General features: G+C 63.7%; 20 protein-coding genes. 10 read left to right on the top strand and 10 right to left on the bottom strand.

Translation table 11 applies throughout. The annotated features are described in order from the left end of the window. Positions 1-5 precede the first annotated feature (5 nt). Positions 6-560, bottom strand: coding sequence for a DJ-1 family glyoxalase III (locus tag VMP31_RS08590; protein WP_325506036.1), 555 nt, complete (start codon positions 558-560; stop codon positions 6-8). A 176-nt stretch (positions 561-736) separates the two neighbouring features. On the opposite strand from VMP31_RS08590, the gene VMP31_RS08585 reads away from it, so the two are divergent. After that, positions 737-2,029, top strand: a complete 1,293-nt coding sequence (locus VMP31_RS08585) for an NCS2 family permease (protein WP_325506034.1) — start codon at positions 737-739, stop codon at positions 2,027-2,029. A gap of 147 nt (positions 2,030-2,176) precedes the next feature. Beyond that, entirely contained in the window at positions 2,177-3,265 is a 1,089-nt protein-coding gene (trmA, locus tag VMP31_RS08580) for a tRNA (uridine(54)-C5)-methyltransferase TrmA (RefSeq protein ID WP_325506032.1), read from the top strand. A gap of 7 nt (positions 3,266-3,272) precedes the next feature. Here the strand turns inward: trmA and VMP31_RS08575 are convergent, their stop codons facing one another. Further along, on the bottom strand, positions 3,273-3,659 hold the full coding sequence (locus tag VMP31_RS08575; protein WP_325506030.1) for a DUF4345 domain-containing protein: 387 nt from the start codon (positions 3,657-3,659) through the stop codon (positions 3,273-3,275). Between the two features lie 120 nt (positions 3,660-3,779). Between VMP31_RS08575 and VMP31_RS08570 the strand changes: the two genes are divergently transcribed. Both VMP31_RS08570 and ypfJ read left to right on the top strand, forming a co-directional pair. Then, a complete protein-coding gene (locus VMP31_RS08570) occupies positions 3,780-4,214 on the top strand; it encodes a DUF411 domain-containing protein (RefSeq protein ID WP_325506028.1) in 435 nt (144 codons plus the stop codon). Positions 4,215-4,268: 54 nt separating this feature from the next. Continuing rightward, on the top strand, positions 4,269-5,138 hold the full coding sequence (gene ypfJ, locus VMP31_RS08565; protein ID WP_325506026.1) for a KPN_02809 family neutral zinc metallopeptidase: 870 nt from the start codon (positions 4,269-4,271) through the stop codon (positions 5,136-5,138). A gap of 210 nt (positions 5,139-5,348) precedes the next feature. Here ypfJ and VMP31_RS08560 read toward each other — a convergent pair whose 3' ends face one another. Then, a complete protein-coding gene (locus VMP31_RS08560) occupies positions 5,349-6,233 on the bottom strand; it encodes a PA4780 family RIO1-like protein kinase (RefSeq protein WP_325506024.1) in 885 nt (294 codons plus the stop codon). Positions 6,234-6,587: 354 nt separating this feature from the next. On the opposite strand from VMP31_RS08560, the gene VMP31_RS08555 reads away from it, so the two are divergent. Further along, a complete protein-coding gene (locus VMP31_RS08555; RefSeq protein WP_325506022.1) occupies positions 6,588-7,001 on the top strand; it encodes a DUF2218 domain-containing protein in 414 nt (137 codons plus the stop codon). Between the two features lie 19 nt (positions 7,002-7,020). Here the strand turns inward: VMP31_RS08555 and VMP31_RS08550 are convergent, their stop codons facing one another. Next, entirely contained in the window at positions 7,021-7,908 is an 888-nt protein-coding gene (locus VMP31_RS08550; protein ID WP_325506021.1) for a LysR family transcriptional regulator, read from the bottom strand. Between the two features lie 100 nt (positions 7,909-8,008). On the opposite strand from VMP31_RS08550, the gene VMP31_RS08545 reads away from it, so the two are divergent. The 3 genes from VMP31_RS08545 (at position 8,009) to ada (ending at position 10,082) form a co-directional block, all read left to right on the top strand. Further along, positions 8,009-8,650 (top strand): NAD(P)-dependent oxidoreductase, encoded by a 642-nt coding sequence (locus VMP31_RS08545; RefSeq protein ID WP_325506019.1) that lies wholly within the window; start codon positions 8,009-8,011, stop codon positions 8,648-8,650. A gap of 25 nt (positions 8,651-8,675) precedes the next feature. Next, positions 8,676-8,957, top strand: a complete 282-nt coding sequence (locus tag VMP31_RS08540) for a DUF2218 domain-containing protein (protein ID WP_325506017.1) — start codon at positions 8,676-8,678, stop codon at positions 8,955-8,957. Positions 8,958-9,044: 87 nt separating this feature from the next. Beyond that, positions 9,045-10,082 carry a bifunctional DNA-binding transcriptional regulator/O6-methylguanine-DNA methyltransferase Ada gene (gene ada, locus VMP31_RS08535; RefSeq protein WP_325506015.1) on the top strand — a complete coding sequence of 346 codons (1,038 nt, stop codon included), beginning with the start codon at positions 9,045-9,047 and terminating at the stop codon, positions 10,080-10,082. Between the two features lie 404 nt (positions 10,083-10,486). Here the strand turns inward: ada and VMP31_RS08530 are convergent, their stop codons facing one another. After that, positions 10,487-11,764 (bottom strand): acetyl-CoA C-acetyltransferase, encoded by a 1,278-nt coding sequence (locus VMP31_RS08530; protein ID WP_325506013.1) that lies wholly within the window; start codon positions 11,762-11,764, stop codon positions 10,487-10,489. 167 nt (positions 11,765-11,931) lie between these two features. On the opposite strand from VMP31_RS08530, the gene VMP31_RS08525 reads away from it, so the two are divergent. After that, positions 11,932-13,287: a 3-oxoacyl-ACP reductase gene (locus VMP31_RS08525; protein WP_325506011.1), complete on the top strand. Its 1,356-nt coding sequence runs from the start codon at positions 11,932-11,934 to the stop codon at positions 13,285-13,287. A 178-nt stretch (positions 13,288-13,465) separates the two neighbouring features. Here VMP31_RS08525 and speA read toward each other — a convergent pair whose 3' ends face one another. From speA to VMP31_RS08500, 5 genes are all read right to left on the bottom strand, one after another. After that, positions 13,466-15,379 carry an arginine decarboxylase gene (gene speA, locus VMP31_RS08520; RefSeq protein WP_325506009.1) on the bottom strand — a complete coding sequence of 638 codons (1,914 nt, stop codon included), beginning with the start codon at positions 15,377-15,379 and terminating at the stop codon, positions 13,466-13,468. A gap of 169 nt (positions 15,380-15,548) precedes the next feature. Beyond that, complete coding sequence (locus VMP31_RS08515; protein ID WP_325506007.1) at positions 15,549-15,920, bottom strand: translation initiation factor Sui1; 372 nt, start codon at positions 15,918-15,920, stop codon at positions 15,549-15,551. 19 nt (positions 15,921-15,939) lie between these two features. Then, positions 15,940-16,131, bottom strand: a complete 192-nt coding sequence (locus tag VMP31_RS08510) for a hypothetical protein (protein ID WP_325506005.1) — start codon at positions 16,129-16,131, stop codon at positions 15,940-15,942. Positions 16,132-16,191: 60 nt separating this feature from the next. Beyond that, positions 16,192-16,728 (bottom strand): NUDIX hydrolase, encoded by a 537-nt coding sequence (locus VMP31_RS08505; protein ID WP_325506003.1) that lies wholly within the window; start codon positions 16,726-16,728, stop codon positions 16,192-16,194. 3 nt (positions 16,729-16,731) lie between these two features. Beyond that, complete coding sequence (locus VMP31_RS08500; RefSeq protein ID WP_325506001.1) at positions 16,732-17,805, bottom strand: DUF2333 family protein; 1,074 nt, start codon at positions 17,803-17,805, stop codon at positions 16,732-16,734. 324 nt (positions 17,806-18,129) lie between these two features. On the opposite strand from VMP31_RS08500, the gene VMP31_RS08495 reads away from it, so the two are divergent. Further along, on the top strand, positions 18,130-19,749 hold the full coding sequence (locus VMP31_RS08495; RefSeq protein WP_325505999.1) for a PleD family two-component system response regulator: 1,620 nt from the start codon (positions 18,130-18,132) through the stop codon (positions 19,747-19,749). The last annotated feature ends 108 nt before the right edge of the window (positions 19,750-19,857 follow it).

The following is a 19,857-nucleotide window of genomic DNA, read 5'->3' as shown; positions in this document are numbered from 1 at the left end:
CGCGCTCAGGGCACCAGCATGGCCTCGGCGACTTCCTTGCGCTTGGCCTTGCCAGCCAATTGCTCGACCAGGCACAGGGCGAACTCCAAGGCAGTGCCCGGGCCCTGGCTGGTGATGCAGTTGCCGTCGACCACCACCGGCTGATCGACAAACACACAGCCGCTCAGCCGATCACTGAACGCCGGATAACAGGTCATCCGGCGCTGCTTGAGCACGCCGTAATGCTGCAGGGCCACGGCCGGGGCCGCGCAGATGGCGGCGAACAACTTGCCGGCCTTGGCCTGCTCACGCACCCGCTCGGCCAGCGGCTCGTGCTCGGCCAGGTGTTGCGCGCCCGGCATGCCGCCGGGCAACACGATCAGGTCGAAGGCCTGGGCCAGCACGTCCACCAGCATGGTGTCGGCGGTCAGCCGGGTGCCGCGGGCGCAGGTGATCATGCGCCGGCCTTCGATGCTGGCCACCACCACTTCGATCTCGGCGCGCCGCAGCACATCGATCAAGGTCACGCACTCAAGGTCTTCGATGCCGTCGGCAACGCTGATCAGGGCCCGTGCGGTCATAGTGCTCTCCTTGGTGTTAAAACTGTCTGTTCGGTCATAAATTCACCCCTCTCGGGTGAGCTGATATGATGCGCGCCTTTTCCCGGATCGCCAGCAAAATCCTGCACCTGCGCGCGGATGTGCTTTGCTTTCTTTTTGCATAAACACGGCACCGCCGCCGTTACGGAGAGTTCCGCATGCTGGAAAGACTGTTCCAACTCAAGGCCCATAACACCACGGTGCGCACCGAAGTGCTCGCCGGCCTGACCACCTTTCTGACCATGGCCTATATCCTCTTCGTCAACCCGGAGATGCTGGCCAAGACCGGCATGGACCATGGCGCGGTATTTGTCGCCACCTGCCTGGCCGCCGCCATCGGCTCGCTGATCATGGGCCTGGTCGCCAACTACCCGATCGCCCTGGCACCGGGCATGGGTCTCAACGCCTTCTTCACCTACACCGTGGTCATGACCATGGGCCATACCTGGCAGGTGGCGCTGGGCGCGGTGTTTCTCTCCGGGGTGATCTTCTTTCTGCTGTCGATCTTCAAGATCCGCGAGTGGATCATCAACAGCATCCCCCTGGCCCTGCGCGCCGGCATCGCCGCCGGTATCGGCCTGTTTCTGGCGATCATCGCGCTGAAGAACGCCGGCATCGTGGTCGACCACCCCGCCACCCTGGTGACCCTCGGCGACATGAGCCAGGGCGGCACGCTGCTGGCCTGCCTGGGCTTCTTCGTGATCGCCGCCCTGGCCTACCGCAAGGTCACCGGCGCGGTGATGATCGGCATTCTGCTGGTCACCGGCCTGTCGATTCTGTTCGGCCTGTCGCAGCTTACCGGCGTGGTATCGATGCCGCCGTCGCTGATGCCGACCCTGCTGCAACTGGACATCATGGGCGCACTGGATATCGGCCTGATCAGCGTGATTTTCGCCTTCCTCTTCGTCGACCTGTTCGACACCTCCGGCACCCTGGTCGGGGTCGCGCAGAAAGCCGACCTGCTCGACAAGGAAGGCAAGATGCCGCGCCTGGGCCGCGCACTGATGGCCGACAGCACGGCCACCATGGCCGGTGCCGCGCTGGGTACCAGCACCACCACCAGCTATATCGAATCCGCCGCGGGCATCAGCGCTGGCGGGCGCACCGGCCTGACCGCCTGCGTGGTCGCCGCCCTGTTTCTGCTCAGCCTGTTCTTCGCCCCGCTGGCCGGTGCCGTACCGGCCTTCGCCACCGCACCGGCGCTGCTGTTCGTCGCCGTGCTGATGATGAGCAGCCTGGCGCAGATCGACTGGGACGACCTGACCGTCGCCGCCCCCGTGGTGGTCGCTGCCCTGGCCATGCCGCTGACGTTTTCCATCGCCAACGGCATCGCCTTCGGCTTTATCACCTGGACCCTGGTCAAGCTGCTGGCCGGCCGCTGGCGCGAACTCAACCCGGCACTGGTAGTCTTGTCGCTGCTGTTCGTGGTCAAGCTGGGCTGGTTTGCGTAAAGAACCGTAGGGTGGGTTAGGCGCGTAGACGATATCTGGCAACACCGCCAATATTGACGCGCCGTAACCCACCATCTCCTTGCGTCGCAGGCCTACGAGGCCAGCCCCAGCCTACGGCTGCAACTTATTCACTGTTCGAGTCCCCCCATGAGCCGCTCCCAGTTCGATCCCGCCAGCTACGCCAGCCAACTCGCCGAAAAGAAGCAGCGTCTGATCGAGCTGCTGGCCCCCTTCGACGCTCCCGCTCCCGAAGTGTTCGAGTCGCCCCGCGAGCATTACCGCCTGCGCGCCGAATTCCGCTTGTGGCGCGAAGGTGAAGACCGTCACTACGCCATGTTCGAAGCCGGCGACAAACACACGCCGATCTTCTTCGAAGACTTCCCCATCGCCAGCGCGCAGATCAATGCCCTGATGCCGCGCCTGAAAGCCGCCTGGCAGGCCTCCAAGGCCCTGGGCTTCAAACTGTTCCAGGTCGAATTCCTCACCACCCTGAGCGGCGACGGACTGATCACCCTGTGCTACCACCGCCCACTGGATGCGGCCTGGCAAGCCGAGGCGGAGAAGCTCGCGGCGGATCTGCAGGTCAGCATCATCGGCCGCTCCAAGGGCAAGCGCATCGTGATCGGACGGGATTTTGTCGAGGAAAAACTGCAGGTGGCCGGTCGCACCTTCAGCTATCGCCAGCCGGAAGGTGCCTTTACTCAACCCAACGGTGAGGTGAACCAGAAGATGCTCGCCTGGGCCTTTGCTGCGCTGGGCGAACGCCAGGATGACCTGCTGGAACTGTATTGCGGCAATGGCAACTTCACCCTGCCGCTGGCCACCCGGGTGCGCAAGGTACTGGCCACCGAGATCAGCAAATCCTCGGTCAACGCCGCCCTGGCCAACCTGGCCGACAACGGCGTGGATAACGTCAGCCTGGTGCGCCTGTCCGCCGAGGAGCTGACCGAAGCGCTCAACGAGGTGCGGCCGTTCCGCCGCCTGGCCGGCATCGACTTGAAGAGCTACGACTTCGGCAGCGTGTTCGTCGACCCGCCGCGCGCAGGCATGGATCCGGACACCTGCGAACTAACCCGGCGCTTCGAGCGCATCCTGTATATCTCCTGCAACCCGAAGACCCTGGCCGCCAATATCGCCCAGCTCAGCGACAGCCACAAGGTGACGCGCTGCGCGCTGTTCGACCAGTTCCCCTACACCCACCATATGGAGTCGGGTGTGCTGCTGGAGCGGCGGTAGGGCACAACTAGTCGCGCTGCAGCCCCCGCAGCGCCCAGAAACACAGCCCCACCGACACCACCTCCAGCAGCAGCGCGTAAAGGTTGAAGGTCTGCTGAGCACCGCCGTCCAGCCACAGACCGCCGATACGCGCCAAGGCCAGGGCGCTGTAAACCAGCACCAGCAGGGTCAGGGCGGCGCGGATCAGGTCATGGCGCACCAGGGACAGGCCGATAAAGGCCGCCAGCCCCAGTTGCAGGCCGCCGTAATAGGCACGCACATCGGTCGCCGCCGCCGGAGCCATCAGCAGCATACCGCTGAGGTTGGCCATCTCATGGGGCAGAATAAAATACGCCAGGCCCAAACCCACCAGAGCCAGCACTTGAAGCAGTAGAACCACGCGCGCAAACAGCATTGCCAGCATCCTTTGTTATCGATTGTCAGCGCAGCATACGTCATCCGCAGCGACAGGCAGCAGTTACGGTGCCCCCGGCAAGCGCGCTATGCTCAACCCGCCCTCAAGAGGATCCTTACCATGCGTCTTTCCGCCCTGCTTCTCTGTTGCTTCGCCGGCCTGACTCAGGCTGCCGAGGTGCTCAGCATCGACGTACACCGCGACCCCAACTGCGGCTGCTGCAAGGCCTGGATCAGCCACCTGGAAGACAACGGTTTCCAGGTCAACGACCATGTCGAAAACGACATGAGTGCGCTCAAACAACGCCTGGGCGTACCGCCGCGCCTGGCCTCCTGCCATACCGGGGTGATCGACGGCCAGTTTATCGAGGGCCATGTACCCGCCGCGGACATCCTCAAGCTGCGCCAACGCCCGGACCTGCTCGGCGCAGCCGTACCGGGCATGCCGACCGGCTCGCCGGGCATGGAATACGGCGACGTGCGCCAGGCCTACGAAGTGATCGGCCTGGACAAGCAGGGCCAGGATCAGGTGCTTAGCCAGTACCCGGGCAACTGATCCAGCGGCGACAGGCCAATATTCGAATAGCGATACATAGCCAGGGATAAACAGATGCGCTGGAAACGCGGAAGACGCAGCGACAACGTGGTGGATGCACGGGGCAAGAGCGGTGGTATGCGCGGCGGCAAGGGGCTGACTCTGGGCGGCGTTGCCATCGTGGTGATCGTTGGCCTGCTCAGCGGCCAGGACCCGATGCAGATTCTTGGCCAGCTGGCCGGCCAGGCCATGCAGGGTGGCTCGGTTAGCGCGCCGCAAAGCTCCGCGCCGGCCGCCAATGACGAGCAGTCGGAGTTCGTCCGCGCTGTACTCGGCGACACCGAAGACACCTGGCGGGAAATATTCCAGGGAGCCAGTCGGCAGTACAAGGACCCGACCCTGGTGCTGTTCCGTGACGGGGTCAATTCCGCCTGCGGCTTCGCCAACTCGGCGGTCGGGCCCTTCTATTGCCCGGGCGATCAGCGGGTGTATATCGACCTGGCATTCTTCCGCGAGCTGGAACAGCGCTTTGGCGCGGCGGGCGACTTTGCCCAGGCCTATGTGATTGCCCATGAGGTCGGCCACCATGTGCAGACCCTGCTCGGCGTCTCGGCCAAGGTCAATGCCGCCCGCCAGCGCGGCGAGCGGGTGGAAGGAGCCACCGGTCTGCTGGTCCGTCAGGAACTGCAAGCCGACTGCCTGGCGGGCGTGTGGGCCTTCCATGGCCAACGCCGGCATGACTGGCTGGAACCCGGGGATATCGAGGAAGCCCTGAACGCCGCCAACGCCATCGGCGATGACCGCTTGCAGAAGCAGGGCCGCGGCCAGGTGGTGCCGGACTCCTTCACCCACGGCACCTCGGAGCAGCGCGTGCGCTGGTTCAAGACCGGTTTTGACGGCGGTGATGTCGGCCGCTGCGATACTTTCAAAGCTGCGCGGCTATAGCCTTAGCCCTACGCTCATGGCGCGGTCCCCGTAGGGTGGATGTCGCTCCACCCATCCACCACCTCGCATCCGGATGGTGGATGAAAAAAGCGTCGGCTACGCGCCCCGATCCACCCTACAGACTGAACACGGGCAGTCATGGATAACTGACATAAAAAATGCCGCTCACCTGATCAGGTGAGCGGCATTTTTGTCGGCAACGATCTCAGCCTATTGCGCCCAGGGCGGCGGTTCTGCGCCCTGGGGTTCGTCGTCGGCATTGAGCAGCGCCTGGCGACGTTCTTCATCGGCCAGGGCCGCCTTGATTTCGCGCATCACCGCATCGATATCGGCCGACTCTTCCGGGTCGTCGAATTCGCCGGTCAGCGGCGTCTCGGGGGTCAGCTTGCCCTCTTCGTAGAGCGCCCACATTTCCTTGGCGTATTTGGTGAACTTCAACTCCGGGGCGAACTGGCCGAAATAATCGGCCATATTGCCGACATCGCGCTCCAGCATGCTGAAGGCATGGTTATTGGCCGCCGCATCCACCGCCTGGGGCAGGTCGATAATCACCGGGCCTTCGGGGCCGAGCAGCACGTTGAATTCCGACAAGTCGCCATGCACCAGGCCGGCGCAAAGCATCTTCACCACTTCGCGGATCATAAAGGCGTGGAACTCGCGGGCATCGTCCGGGTGCAGGTCGACATCGTTGAGACGCGGTGCCACCGCGCCCTCGTCGTCGGTGACCAGCTCCATCAGCAGCACGCCTTCGAGGAAGTCATAGGGCTTGGGCACCCGCACCCCGGCACTGGCCAGGTGAAACAGGGCCGCGACCTCGGCGTTCTGCCAGGCATCTTCCTGGCCTTTGCGACCGTACTTGGAGCCTTTGGCCATGGCCCGGGTGTCGCGGCTATTGCGCACCTTGCGGCCTTCCTGATACTGCGCGGCCTGACGGAAGCTACGTTTATTGGCTTCCTTGTAGACCTTGGCGCAACGCAGCTCTTCGCCACAGCGCACCACATACACCGCGGCCTCTTTACCGCTCATAAGCGGGCGTATCACTTCGTCGACCAGACCCGCTTCGACCAGGGGTTCAATACGTTTTGGCGTCTTCATCAGCTTTAATCAGGGGTCCTGTGTTGCCCAATGCGCATATGCCGCCCGTTATACGGCAATCTTTGGGCATCGCCCACCCTCCCGTCGGTAAGTCCCGCTTCCCGAAGGGCTTCTCCGGTCCCCTCCAGGGTGGCGCGAACCGCTCAACCACGGCCCCTGACAGGGGGCCAGCGGTGACCAGCCCAAGCAAACCAATCGCTACAAGCAGATCTTTGATGCAACCAAAAGGAATTAAGTGCAGTCCGATGGCTACATATCAGCTGCTAACGCCGAAAGGTGTGCGACACGCACTGGACTTTATCTTCACCCGCGAAGGCACCTTTGCCTTAGCCAGCAGTGATTGGGGGAATACCCATGAAATATGCCCAATCTGGCATCCGCACCCAGACTCAGAGGCCAGCCCTCTACCCGCACCCTATGCAGCCGGTACGCGACACCCTGGCCGCCCAGCGCCATGCTCACTTCAACCGCTGCAATGGCATCAGCGCACCCTGCATCGCCTCCAGCTATGTCGTCACCGCTACGCCGGCGCGCTATATCAGTAGCCTGTGCGAACAGTTCGCCCACAAGCTGCCGGTCAGTTTCGATGAGCAGCAGGGCCGCATCGAGTTTGCCTTTGGCCTCTCGCATCTGCATGCGGACAGCACAGGCCTGCACATCACCGTACTGAGCAATAACCAGCAAGACCTGACAAAGCTCAAGCACCTGATTACCGCTCTCTTCGAGCGCTTTGCCTGGCAAGCCGAGCTATACCTCGACTGGCAATAGCGCCACACCCTACCGCCTATCAGAGTGCCTGCAGATGCTGGCGCAGCGCCGCGATGGCATAGCGCACCTTGGCCGGTTGCGCATCGCGGCGCGGTGTGACGATATGCAGGCCGATGGGCTCTGGATGCCAATCCGGCAGCAGATTGAGCAGCTCGCCACGGGCCAGCAGCTCGCGAATTTCCGGTTCTGGCTGCAACGACACGCCCATGCCCGCCAGGGTGAACTGGCGCACCGCGAGAATATTGTTGCAGGCAATCCGGCTCTCCAGCCGCAGGCGCTCCTCGCCACCGGACGGCCCGCGCAGCTGTAGATACTGCGCGCGGTCGGTGTTGAGCCCGATCCAGTCAAGGCCGAGCAGCTGCTGCGGCGTAGCGATCCAGCCGCAGCGCGCCAGGTAGGCCGGTGCCACGCACAGCAGCATGGGCCAGTCGACCACATGCCGGGCCACCAGGCTGGAATCCTCCTGGCGGCCGACGCGGATGGCCAGATCGATACGTTGCTCGACCAGATCGATCTTCTCGTCGTGGAAAAATAACCGCAGGCTCAGCCCAGGGTGGGCACTCAGCAGGGGTGCCAGCGCCGCGCTAAGCAACTTGCCGGGCAACCCCACCGGCGCGGCAATCCGTAGCTCGCCCACCGGCGCATCGCGCAACTCGGCCAGGCGCTGTTCAGCCTGCTGGGCCAGCGCCAGCACCTGGGCGCAGCTCTGGTAGAAGGTCGCGCCCGCCTCGGTCAGGGTCAACTTGCGCGTGGTGCGGTGCAGCAGGCTGACCTGGGTGCTTTCTTCGAGTTTGCGAATCTGCTGGCTGACCGCCGAGGCCGTCATACCCAACACCTCGGCCGCCGCCACCATGGAGCCGCGATCGACCACGGTGGCAAACACTGCCATACGTTTTAACTGCCCCATTCGTAAGCCCTGCTTAATGGTTAAAGCCTTTTTAGCCTATTTTTCCGAGCGTTATCCAGCTGCGATTATCTGTCTCACTTAATCCCATCTGGAGATACCCATGAAACTCGCTCTGATCGGTGCCAGCGGCTTTGTTGGCGCAGCTGTTCTACAAGAAGCCCTGGACCGCGGCCATCAGGTCACCGGCATCGTCCGTGATCCCGCGAAACTGCCGCAGCACGCGGCGCTAACCGCAGTAGCCGGCGATGCCTACAACGCCGACGCACTAGCCGTGCAGCTCAGGGACCACGACGCGGTGATCCACGCCTTCAACCCCGGCTGGGGCACGGCGGATATCCGCGAACGCTTTATCCAGGGCAGCCAGGCGATCATCGCCGCCAGTAAACAGGCCGGCGTGCAGCGCCTGCTGGTGGTCGGCGGCGCGGGCAGCCTGTATGTCGCCCCAGGTCTGCAGCTGATCGACACCCCGAACTTCCCCGCCGAATACAAGGAAGGTGCCGAAGGCGCGCGGCAGACCCTCAACCTGCTCCAGACTGAAACTGTGCTGGACTGGAGCTTTATCTCGCCACCGGCGCTGTTGCAGCCCGGCGCGCGCAGCGGCCAGTTCCGTCTCGGCGGCGACCAGTTGCTGATGAATGGCGATGCCCCGGCAGAGATCTCGGTGGCCGACCTGGCCGTGGCCATCATCGATGAGCTGGAGCGCCCGCAGCACCTGCGCCAGCGCTTTACCGTCGGCTATTGAACCCTCCCTTATTCAGGAGAAACCCATGCAATTGAACGCCAGCGCCCATGTCGCCACGGATACACCGGCCCGCTATATCAGCCGGCTGTGCAAACACTTCGCCCACAAGATTCCGGTGAGTTTCGATGAGCAGCAGGGCCGTATCGAGTTCGACAGCGGCCTGGCGCTGTTGCAGGCCGAAGCCGACGGCCTGCGCCTGAGCGTGCAGAGCGCCAGCAGCGAAGGCCTGGAAAGCCTGAAGAAGGTGGTGACCAGCCATTTCGAGCGTTTCGCCTGGCAGGCCGAGCTGAGCCTCGACTGGCAGTGAGGACGAGTGGCGTTTGAAAGCCTGATTCGGATTGGCGCAGCGCCGGCAAAGGTCGACAATCGGCCCATAGCCAATGGGAGCCAAGCGATGCTCGACCCTGATAGCTGCTGGCAAGCCGTCTGCAGCCGCGATAGCCAGTACGACGGCCAGTTTGTCTTCGCCGTGCACTCCACCGGCATTTACTGCCGGCCGAGTTGCCCGGCGCGCCGGCCGCTGCGGCGCAATGTCAGCTTCCAGCGCACCCCGGCCGAGGCCGAACAGGCCGGCTTTCGCCCCTGCCGGCGCTGCTCGCCCCAGGGCCTGAGCCCTGCCGAACAGCTTGACCAACTGGTAAGCGCCGCCTGCCGCCTGCTCGATAACAGCGACAAGCCACTAACCCTGACTCAACTGGCCGCCCGTATCGGCCTGTCCGCCTCGCACCTGGCGCGCGCCTTCAAGGCCCGCACCGGGCTGACGCCCAAGGCCTGGAGCGAAGCGCAACGCCGTGCGCGGCTGGAGCAGCAGCTGCCCGCAGCAGACAGCGTGCTGGACGCCGCCCTAAGCGCCGGTTACTCCGGCACCCGCGCGCTGTATCAGCAGCCAGCGACCCTGACCCCGGCGCAACGACGTAAACAGGCCGCCGGCGAGCAGCTGCGCTACAGCATCGTGCCCTGCCCGCTCGGCCACTTGCTGCTAGCCAGCAGCGCCAAGGGCATCTGCGCGCTGCTGTTTGGTGACGACCCGGCCGCCCTGCTGACTGAACTGCAGCAACGTTTTGCTGCCGCCGAGCTGTCCATGGATGACGCAGGTCTGGGCGACAGCTTGCGCCAGGTATTGGCGCAGATCAGCGAACCGCAGCGCGCCGCCCAGCTGCCGCTGGATATTCGCGGCACGGCGTTTCAGCAGCAGGTATGGCGCGCCCTGCAGCAAATCCCAGTTGGGCAGACGCGTAACTACGCCGAACTGGCCGCGCAACTGGGCAGCCACCCCCGCGCCGTCGCCCGTGCCTGCGCCAGCAACCCGCTGGGCCTGCTGGTGCCCTGCCACCGGGTGATCGCCAGCAACGGCAGCCTCAGCGGTTACCGCTGGGGCCTGGCACGCAAGGCCGCGTTGCTTGAGGGCGAGTCTGCTGACCAGACGCAATAGTGCTCGCCCTCCTGTGAAGTCAGCTTGGCTGAGGGAAATTCCCCGTCGCGCAGCAAACTAGAGGCATCGCGTCTATTGGCTTGTAGGCACCTGTAAAAACGGGGTTGGCCTTCGATATCGGCGCTGGCCTCGATCGCGGGCATGGCCCGCTCCTACAGAAAACGCAATAAGCCATAAAATCAATGGTATACGGGCAGTTTTGTGGGAGGGGCTTTAGCCGCGACAGACCTTGGCGGCGCTACAAGTCGCGGCTAAAGCGGAGTGCCGCCCAACCCCTGCCACGGAGGACGCGCGGCCATCGAATGACGCGCCATAAAAAAGAGCGGCACCACCTGCGTGGGCCGCTCTAAATCACGGAGTTGCATACATCAGTACCCGCACAGCGTGCGAATACGACTGTTTGATTACTTTTCCAGGATTGCAGTCACACCCTGACCGCCAGCGGCGCAGATCGAGATCAGGCCGCGGCCTTCCTGGGCCACCGAGAGCAGCTTGGCCAGGTTGGCGACGATGCGCCCGCCGGTGGCGGCAAAGGGGTGGCCGGCAGCCAGGGAGCTGCCCTTTACGTTCATCTTGCTGCGGTCGATGGAACCCAGCGGCGCATCCAGGCCCAGACGGGTCTTGCAGTAGTCGGCGTCTTCCCAGGCCTTGAGGGTGCAGAGCACCTGGGCGGCGAAGGCCTCGTGGATTTCGTAGTAATCGAAGTCCTGCAGGCTCAGCTTGTTGCGCGCCAGCAGACGCGGCACCGCGTAGGCCGGGGCCATCAGCAGGCCTTCCTTACCGCCGACGAAATCCACCGCCGCCGCTTCGCCATCCTTCCAGTAAGCCAGGATCGGCAAACCACGGGCCTTGGCCCAGTCTTCGCTGGCCAGCAGCACCAGGGACGCGCCATCGGTCAGCGGCGTCGAGTTGGCGGCGGTCATGGTGCCGCGCGGGCTGCGCTCGAAGCAGGGCTTGAGGGTGGCGAGTTTTTCCAGGCTGATATCGGCGCGCAGGTTCTGGTCGCGGGTCAGGCCACGGAAGGGAGTGAGCAGGTCGTCATGCCAGCCTTCGGCGTAAGCGGCGGCGAGTTTCTGGTGGCTGGCCACGGTCAGCAGGTCCTGCTCGTCACGGGGAATGGCCCAGGCCTGCGCCATCAGCTCACAATGCTCGCCCATGGACAGCCCAGTGCGCGGCTCGCCGTTGCGCGGAACGGCCGGGGCCAGATGGCGTGGGCGAATCTGCAGCAGGCTCTTGATCTTGTCGCCGTTGCTCTTGCCGCGGTTGGCCTGCAGGAGAATCTTGCGCAGCCCTTCGTTGACCCCGATCGGCGCGTCCGAGGTGGTGTCGACGCCGCCAGCGATACCGCATTCGATCTGCCCGAGGGCGATCTTGTTGGCCACCAGCAGCGCCGCTTCCAGGCCAGTGCCGCAGGCCTGCTGCAGGTCATAGGCCGGGGTTTCCGGGGCCAGGCGCGAGCCCAGCACGCATTCGCGAGTCAGGTTGAAGTCGCGCGAATGCTTGAGTACCGCACCGGCCACTACCTCGCCGAGGCGCTCGCCGTGCAGATTGAAGCGCTCGACCAGACCATCCAGCGCGCTGATCAGCATTTCCTGATTGCTCGTGGTGGCATAGACGGTATTGGAGCGGGCGAACGGAATGCGGTTACCGCCAACAATGGCGACGCGGCGCGACTGGGTCATGGAGAGGTCCTTGGCTAGTGAGGCAGATGAATGGGGGCCAAGGCTAGCCTATACCTGGCCACCCGCATTGGCCGCCTTGCCAGCGCGGCAGGCGGTGCGGTCAATTGCGCATTGCCGTGGCCTGCGTAGAGTGGGCGCACTTTCGATCCATGCGCAGGAGCCATTCCATGTCCGACCGTTATCTCGCCTTCGCCAACTCCAACGCCGGTCGCCGCCTGGTCGGCGCGCTCGGCCTGCCCGCTCCGCTGCTGCTGGAGCGCTGGATGGCGGGCCGCAGCCGGCCGGTGGACGGTGCCCTGCTGATAGGTGGCGACGGCAGCCTGGCCAGCGCCGTGCTGCCATTTGCCAACAAGCTGACCGACGCTTTGTTCGCCCCTCAAGAAGGCCAGTTCGAGCTGCCGCGCTGGACCGCCGAGCACGGCCCCAAGCTCAAGGCCCTGGTGTTTGACGCAAGCGGGCTGACCCGTTTCGAGCAGCTGATCGAGCTGCGCGACTTCTTCCAGCCGGCCCTCAAGGGCCTGGGCAAATGCCCGCGGGTGGTGGTCCTGGGCCGCCCCCCGGAATCCCTGAAAGACCCGATTGCTGCCAGCGTGCAGCGCTCACTGGAAGGCTTTACCCGCGCCCTGGGCAAGGAAATCCGCCGCGGCGGCAACGTTCAGCTGATCTATGTCGGCAAGGGTGGCGAAACACAACTGGAAGGCGCGCTGCGCTTCTTCCTCTCACCGAAAAGCGCCTATGTCTCCGGCCAGGTATTGCGCCTGAATGCCTGCAGCGAGCAGGTCAAGGACTGGACCCGCCCACTCGCCGGCAAGAAGGCCCTGGTCACCGGTGCCTCGCGCGGCATCGGTGCGGCCATCGCCGAAACCCTGGCCCGCGACGGTGCCGAAGTGGTGCTGCTGGACGTACCGCCCGCCAAGCAAGCGCTGGATGCCCTGGCCGCGCGCCTCGGCGGCCGCGGCTTGGCCCTGGATATCTGCGCTGCCGATGCTGCCGCGCAGCTGATTGACGCGCTGCCGGACGGCGTCGATATCGTCGTACACAACGCCGGTATCACCCGCGACAAGACCCTGGCGAAGATGAGCGACGAGTTCTGGAACTCGGTGATCAACGTCAACCTGAATGCCCCGCAGGTGCTGACCCAGGCCCTGCTGGACGCCGGCAAGCTGCACGACAACGGCCGCGTGGTGTTGATCGCCTCGATCAGCGGCATCGCCGGCAATATGGGCCAAACCAACTACGCGGTGAGCAAAGCTGGCGTGATCGGCCTGGCCCAGGCCTGGGCACCGATGCTGGCCAAACGCGGCATCAGCATCAACGCCGTTGCCCCCGGCTTTATCGAAACCCAGATGACCGCCGCCATCCCGCTGACCATCCGCGAAGCCGGCCGGCGGATGAACTCCATGGGCCAAGGTGGCCAGCCCCAGGACGTCGCCGAAGCCGTGGCCTGGTTCGCCCAGCCAGGTTCCGGCGCGGCCACCGCGCAGGTGATGCGTGTCTGCGGGCAGAGCCTGATCGGGGCCTAACGAGCGCTGTCGTAGGGTGGATGACGCTTTATCCATCCACCAATTGTGCTTGTGGTGGATGAAAAGAGCGTCAGCTACGCGCCCCGATCCACCCTAGGGCTCTTGATCAGGGCCAGCAGATAGCAAAAGGCCCCGCAGTGCGGGGCCTTGTCTTTTGTAGGAGCGGGCTTGCCCGCGATCAGGACGACAGATAGGACGAACGGGTCAACCCCAAACGCAGCGCGTCAAGGAACTGGGTACGTTCACGCGGGCTGATCTTGGCGCTGGCGACCTTGTCGCGGTAGTGAGTCATCAACTCCTCGGGCGACAGGTGCACGTAGCGCAGCATGTCCTCGATGGTGTCGTGGGTCTCGATACCGGCGTGGTACACGCTGCCATTGGGGTTCTGGTAGATATTCACCGAGTCGGTATCGCCGAACAGGTTGTGCATATCACCGAGAATTTCCTGATAGGCACCGACCAGGAAGATCCCCAGCAGGTAGTCCTCGCCCTCGCGCACTTCGTGCACCGGCAGGCTGGTTTCGATGCTCTGCTCGTCGACGTACTGGCGGATCTTGCCGTCGGAGTCGCAGGTCAGGTCCTGCAGCACCGCGCGACGCATGGGCTCTTCGTCGAGGCGGTTGAGCGGCAGGATCGGCAGCACCTGGCCGATGGCCCAGGTATCCGGCAGGCTCTGGAACACCGAGAAGTTGCAGATGTACTTGTCGGCCAGCTTGTCGTTGAGCTCATCGAGCACCTGACGGTGCGAGCGTTGACGGGCTTTGAGCGAGTTGTGCAAACGCCGGCATACGGCGAAGTAGCACTGCTCGGCCAGGGCCTTTTCGGTCAGGCTGAGTTTGCCGTCGGCGTACTGGCTGGCCACGTCACTCATATAGTGGGTGGCGCGCCAGTAGGTTTCGGTGACCATCTCGATATCGGTCGGGCCGAGCAGCTCGACCAGGTAACGCACGGTTTCCGGCAGGCTGGTGACATCCTCGATCCGGGGGATCTCGTCGTTGTGTTTTTCCACATCGGTAACCTGCACCACCAGCATGGCGTGGTGCGCGGTCAGCGAACGGCCGCTTTCCGAGAAGATATGCGGATGCGGCAACTCCTGGGCATCGCAGAACTCCTTCAACATGCCCACCACCACACCGGCGTAGTCGTCCATGTCGTAGTTGATCGAGCTGGCGTTGCGCGAATGGGTGCCGTCGTAATCCACCCCCAGGCCGCCGCCGACGTCGATATGGTCGACCGGCAGACCCAGACCACGCAGCTCGCCGTAATAGCGGATGGCTTCCTTGAAGCCGTGCTGGTAGTCGGCCAGGTTGGCGATCTGCGAGCCCATATGGAAATGCAGCAGGCGGATGCCCTGATCCAGACCCGCGGCGCGGAAGCGCTCGACCACAGACAGCAGCTGCGCCGCGGACAGGCCGAACTTGGATTTTTCACCGCCAGTGTCCGCCCACTTGCTCGAAGCCAGGGAGGACAGACGCACGCGCAGACCAATCTGCGGGGCGACCTTGAGTTCGGCCGCCTCCTCAATCACCAGCTGCACTTCGGACTCTTTCTCGATCACGATAAACACGTTGTGACCGAGCTTCTGCCCCATCAGGGCCAGCTTGATAAATTCGCGGTCCTTGTAGCCGTTGCAGACGATGGTGCCGCCCTTGGGTGCCAGCGCCAGCACCGCCATCAGCTCCGGCTTGGAGCCGGCTTCGAGGCCAATGGAGACGTTCTGCGTGGCGATGATGTTCTCGATCACCGCCTCCTGCTGGTTGACCTTGATCGGGTAGAGCGCGGTGTACTGGCTCTGGTATTCCAGGCGCGCGATATTGGCATCGAAGGCACCGGTGAGCCGACGCACGCGGTCTTGCAGGATGTCCGGAAAACGCACCAACAGCGGCAGGCTAAGGCCACTGGAGCGCAGTTCTTCAACCTGTTCATACAGGTCAATGGGCGTGCTCTCGGGTCCGTTCGGACGCACCTCGACGCGGCCCTGGTCATTGATCGCGAAATAACCCGCGCCCCAATGGCGAATGCCATAGACGCTGCGGCTGTCCGCTACGGTCCATTGGCTGCCGTCATCTTTGCGTGTGCGTCGTGCAGACATCGAAGTCTCCCTTGCTGGCGATAGTGGCCTTGGCAGTGCCAAGACGCGTACAGATTAAAGTCTGGAAATGACGATTGCTCGGCTGTGACCCCAAGGGGCTGCTGTCGTTTCAGCGCAAGCGATGAAACGACAGCAGCCCCTTAGCCGAGGAAGTTTAGAAAAGACTGGATCAGCCGCCGGACTTCTTGGCTTTAAAGCCACGCTTGATCAGCTCGGCGATCAACAGTTCGACATGCTCGCCCTGAATCTCGATCACCCCGTCCTTGAGCGAGCCGCCGCAACCGCAGCGCTTCTTCAGTGCGCTGGTCAGCTCCTGAAGCGCATCGATGGCCAGCGGCACGCCACTGATGGTGGTCACCGTCTTGCCGCCGCGGCCTTTGCTTTCACGGCGCACGCGGGCGATACCATCCCCTTCGGGGATCAGGGTCTGTTTACAGATGCAGGCGTCCACTGGCTGACTGCAATCCGGGCAATGCCGGCCGCTGTCGGTGGAATACACCAGGCCGCTCAGGGCGGCAAATGAGGAAGCTTTCTTGACCACCGGTTGGTCCTCGAAGGGGTCAGGATAGCGACTGATCGACTGAGCATTCATAGTCGACCGCGAAGCCCCACTCAGGCAGGGGCAGCGCACCCTGGCGATACACGGCCAGGGCTTGAAGGCCGCGCAGTGTAACGGCAAAAACCTGCGCTGCTAAGTGTAAAAATGCGCCATTAATCGGTGGATTGGCGACGTTGTTCAGGATGCCGAACAAAACGCCCAGATATCCTGCACAAAGCCAGGACTGACGCGGGGTTTGGCTGGTATTGAGGACCTAGCGAGTGGCCGCCAGATAACGCTCAAGCGCCGCCAGCGAGTCGGGGCAATACGGCAGGTGCTGCGTCTCGGCCAGAGCCTGGTCGATGGAGATAAACCGCGCCTCCAGCACTTCCTCAGGCTGCAAGCGCAGCGGCGCATCGGACACCGCCGAGTAGGCCATGCACCACAGGCGGCTTTCCGGGGCGTCGTAGAAAAAATGCGCGTGCTCGATCAGCGGCGCACCTTCGATGCCCAGCTCCTCAGCCAGTTCGCGGGAGGCGGATTCGGCGTAGCTTTCGCCTTCGAGCACCATGCCGCCAGCCGCCACATCCCAGTAACCGGGGTACAGCGCCTTGCTCAGGGTACGCCGGTGCACGCACAACTGGCCGGCACCGTTGAACAGCAGGATATAAGTGCCCCGACCGATCAGCCGGCGCTCGCGCAACTCGCCGCGCAGCACGCCGCCCAGGGGCTGGTCCTGCTCGTCGACCCAGGCGATCAGCTCGGCGTCAGAGGCGGCGCGGTGCGCCACCTCGGCCTCGGACCAGGCCATGGATCAGCCCTGCGACAACAGCTGACGTAGGTCGATCAGGCCGGCATTGGCCCGCGAGATGTAGTTGGCCATCACCAGCGAGTGGTTGGCCAGCAGGCCGTAACCGCTGCCGTTGAGGATCATCGGGCTCCACAGAGTTTCCTGCGCGGCCTCCAGCTCACGGATGATCTGGCGCACGCTGACGGTGGCGTTCTTCTTCGCCAGCACATCGGCGAAATCGATTTCGATGGCGCGCAGCAGATGGGCCAGGGCCCAGGCCTGACCGCGCGCCTCGTAGAACACGTTGTCGATCTGCAGCCACGGGGTTTCGTAATTCACCCCCTCGACAAAATCGGCCGGCGCACCACCACCCAGCTGGCTCGGATCGACCACTGCGGTATTCAGACGCACCTGACCGACACTGGCCGACAAGCGCTGCGACAGCGAACCCAGACGCGTAGCGGCATCGCCAAGCCAGTTGTTGAGGTTATCGGCGCGGGTATAGAACTGCGCATTGGACTGGCTCGGATCGGCCAGACGCGCCAGGTAGCGGTCCAGCGACTTGATGCCTTCGGCGTATTCAGCCTCGGAGGCCGGCAGCGCCCAGCTCTTGTTGTCGAAGTGGAAGCGCGGTTCGGCCTTAGCCAGGTCCGGATCTTCGGTGGACTGCGACTGCGAGCGGGTGAAGTCCTTGCGCAGCGCGCGGGACATATCACGCACCTGCACCAGCACGCCAAACTCCCAGCTCGGCATGTTATCGAGCCACAGGCCCGGCGGTGCGAGGTCGTTGGACAGGTAGCCACCCGGCTTGTCGAGCAGGGTATTGGCCACCTGTTTGAGGGTTTCGGCAGTGGTGTAGCCATTGACCAGCTTGTGCCCGCGCGCCTGGGAGGCGGCTTCGGCACGTTGCTGCACGGAGAACTGCGCCGGTTCCTGGCTCCAGTACCAGCCCACGATCACAGCCAGCAGCAGGTAGAGCCCCAGCAGACCGCCCACCACACGGACGGCCCAGCCGCCGGCGAAATAGCTGCGTACGTTATCGACGGAGTCCGCAGCACCATTGCGTGCGCCGGCAGTTCGGTTCTTCCAATCCAGCATGGCCTTGTCCTTTGTTTACTCAACTCGGTGATTCGACCGCAAGCCCTGCACAGGGTTGCGAACAGATCCTAAGGTTTATTGCCGCGCCATCACGACCGCGCGGAAGCGGCAACAGACCCTAGCACTATAAGGGAAGCGCGACGTGCTGCGCAGCGTCGCGCGGCAAACTTACTACCGGTTGCCGTTGTCACATAGTGTGACGTTCTAGACAGAAGGCCGCCGCCAATAGATCGACGGCACCCGCAGAGGCAATTGTCGGTGGTAGCATTACTGGCAATGCGCCATTACCCGCGACCGCCAGGCCGCCTAATTAGACCAAAGGCCATGACCGAACACGAAGACCCCAGCAGCGACCGTCTCAAACAGCACTTCGCCCAGCGCGTGATCAACCAGGCACGCCAGCTGCTTGAGGTTTGGCAACGCCTGCAGCGCAGCGAGTGGAATGACAGCGGCATGCGCGAGCTGGACCAGGCCAACCAACTGCTGCTGCGCTATGCCGGACGCTTCGAGCAGGCCGAGCACAGCCAGCTGGCGGGGGAAATCGGTCATTGCCTGGAGCAGGTCGCGAGCAATCGCGGCCGTCTCAATAGCGAACTGATCAGCCAGCTCAACCTGCTGATGCAGCGCCTGTCGCGTACCGGCCTGCGCCATGGCGACCGCTTCGAGCAGACCGTCCTGCCGCCCCTGCGCAAGCCGGTCTACCTGGCCCTGCAGCATCTTGACCAGGCCGAGCAGCTGGCCCAGCGCCTGGAGTTCTTCGGCATGACCGCGCTGCCCTTCGACAGCGCCAACGGGTTTCGCGACGCGGTGCTGGAGCGCCACCCGGCAGCCATTCTGATGGACGTCGACTTCTCCGGCCCGGGCTGCGGCCTGGAACTGGCCCAGGCGGTACAGGAAGGCCTGGAGCACAAGATCCCGCTGCTGTTTTTCAGCCGCCAGGACACCGACACCCCCACTCGTCTAGCGGCAGTACGGGCCGGCGGCCAGGAGTTCTTCACCGGCAATCTGGATGCCTCGAACCTGTTCGAGCGCATTGAAGTGCTCACCCACGTGGCCCAGTACGAGCCCTACAAGGCGCTGATCATCGATGACTCGCGGGCACAGGCCACCCACACCGAACGGGTGCTCAACAGTGCCGGCATCATCACCCGCACCCTGATCGAGCCGATTGCCGCCATGGGTCAGCTGGCTGAATTCCAGCCGGACCTGATCATCCTCGACATGTATATGCCCGAGTGCAACGGCCCGGAACTGGCCAAGGTGATTCGTCACAACGACCGCTACGTCAGCGTACCGATCATCTACCTATCGGCCGAAGACGATCTGGACAAGCAGCTCGACGCCATGAGCGAAGGCGGCGATGACTTCCTTACCAAGCCGATCAAGCCGCGCCATCTGATCGCCACGGTGCGCAACCGCGCCGCCCGCGCGCGTAACCTTAAGGCGCGCATGGTGCGCGACAGCCTGACTGGCCTGTTCAACCACACCCACACCCTGCAACTGCTCGAAGATGCGCGCTTTCGTGCCGAGCGCGATAGCCAGCCGCTGAGCTTTGCCATGATCGATATCGACTTCTTCAAGAAGGTCAACGACACCTACGGCCACCCCATGGGCGACCGGGTAATCAAGAGCCTGGCCTTGTTCCTCAAGCAGCGCCTGCGCAAAAGCGACCATATCGGCCGCTACGGCGGTGAGGAGTTTGCGGTGGTGATGCCAGACACCGATGCCCAGTCGGCCAAGCTGGTGCTTGACGAAATCCGCCAGCGTTTCGCCGAAATCCAGTACTCGGCGCAGCCCCACGAACTGTCCTGCACCTTCAGTTGCGGCATCTCCCAACTCGCCCCAGAACTGGACGGCAAACTGCTCTCGCAGCAGGCCGACCAGGCGCTTTATGTGGCCAAACATGGCGGGCGCAACCGGGTGGAGATTTACCAGGGCGACTGAAGCAGACCGCCGAGCAACCGGCAGAAAACTGTGACGCAGCACGCGCCGTCATATTACGGTCATGAAAAAGCAATAAACTCCCGGACTTAGCGGTCACCCCGGAGGTGG

This window comes from Pseudomonas sp., assembly GCF_035512415.1.
In the GTDB taxonomy this organism is placed as follows: domain Bacteria; phylum Pseudomonadota; class Gammaproteobacteria; order Pseudomonadales; family Pseudomonadaceae; genus Aquipseudomonas.
Note: the sequence above shows the minus strand (reverse complement) of the source record. Positions and strands in the feature narration are given on the sequence as shown.

Excerpts from the sequence above, each read along its gene's own strand:
- VMP31_RS08590 (WP_325506036.1), bottom strand. The coding sequence starts at position 560 with ATGACCGCACGGGCCCTGATCAGCGTTGCCGACGGCATCGAAGACCTT.
- VMP31_RS08585 (WP_325506034.1), top strand. The coding sequence starts at position 737 with ATGCTGGAAAGACTGTTCCAACTCAAGGCCCATAACACCACGGTGCGC.
- trmA (WP_325506032.1), top strand. The coding sequence starts at position 2,177 with ATGAGCCGCTCCCAGTTCGATCCCGCCAGCTACGCCAGCCAACTCGCC.
- VMP31_RS08575 (WP_325506030.1), bottom strand. The coding sequence starts at position 3,659 with ATGCTGTTTGCGCGCGTGGTTCTACTGCTTCAAGTGCTGGCTCTGGTG.
- VMP31_RS08570 (WP_325506028.1), top strand. The coding sequence starts at position 3,780 with ATGCGTCTTTCCGCCCTGCTTCTCTGTTGCTTCGCCGGCCTGACTCAG.
- ypfJ (WP_325506026.1), top strand. The coding sequence starts at position 4,269 with ATGCGCTGGAAACGCGGAAGACGCAGCGACAACGTGGTGGATGCACGG.
- VMP31_RS08560 (WP_325506024.1), bottom strand. The coding sequence starts at position 6,233 with ATGAAGACGCCAAAACGTATTGAACCCCTGGTCGAAGCGGGTCTGGTC.
- VMP31_RS08555 (WP_325506022.1), top strand. The coding sequence starts at position 6,588 with ATGAAATATGCCCAATCTGGCATCCGCACCCAGACTCAGAGGCCAGCC.
- VMP31_RS08550 (WP_325506021.1), bottom strand. The coding sequence starts at position 7,908 with ATGGGGCAGTTAAAACGTATGGCAGTGTTTGCCACCGTGGTCGATCGC.
- VMP31_RS08545 (WP_325506019.1), top strand. The coding sequence starts at position 8,009 with ATGAAACTCGCTCTGATCGGTGCCAGCGGCTTTGTTGGCGCAGCTGTT.
- VMP31_RS08540 (WP_325506017.1), top strand. The coding sequence starts at position 8,676 with ATGCAATTGAACGCCAGCGCCCATGTCGCCACGGATACACCGGCCCGC.
- ada (WP_325506015.1), top strand. The coding sequence starts at position 9,045 with ATGCTCGACCCTGATAGCTGCTGGCAAGCCGTCTGCAGCCGCGATAGC.
- VMP31_RS08530 (WP_325506013.1), bottom strand. The coding sequence starts at position 11,764 with ATGACCCAGTCGCGCCGCGTCGCCATTGTTGGCGGTAACCGCATTCCG.
- VMP31_RS08525 (WP_325506011.1), top strand. The coding sequence starts at position 11,932 with ATGTCCGACCGTTATCTCGCCTTCGCCAACTCCAACGCCGGTCGCCGC.
- speA (WP_325506009.1), bottom strand. The coding sequence starts at position 15,379 with ATGTCTGCACGACGCACACGCAAAGATGACGGCAGCCAATGGACCGTA.
- VMP31_RS08505 (WP_325506003.1), bottom strand. The coding sequence starts at position 16,728 with ATGGCCTGGTCCGAGGCCGAGGTGGCGCACCGCGCCGCCTCTGACGCC.
- VMP31_RS08500 (WP_325506001.1), bottom strand. The coding sequence starts at position 17,805 with ATGCTGGATTGGAAGAACCGAACTGCCGGCGCACGCAATGGTGCTGCG.
- VMP31_RS08495 (WP_325505999.1), top strand. The coding sequence starts at position 18,130 with ATGACCGAACACGAAGACCCCAGCAGCGACCGTCTCAAACAGCACTTC.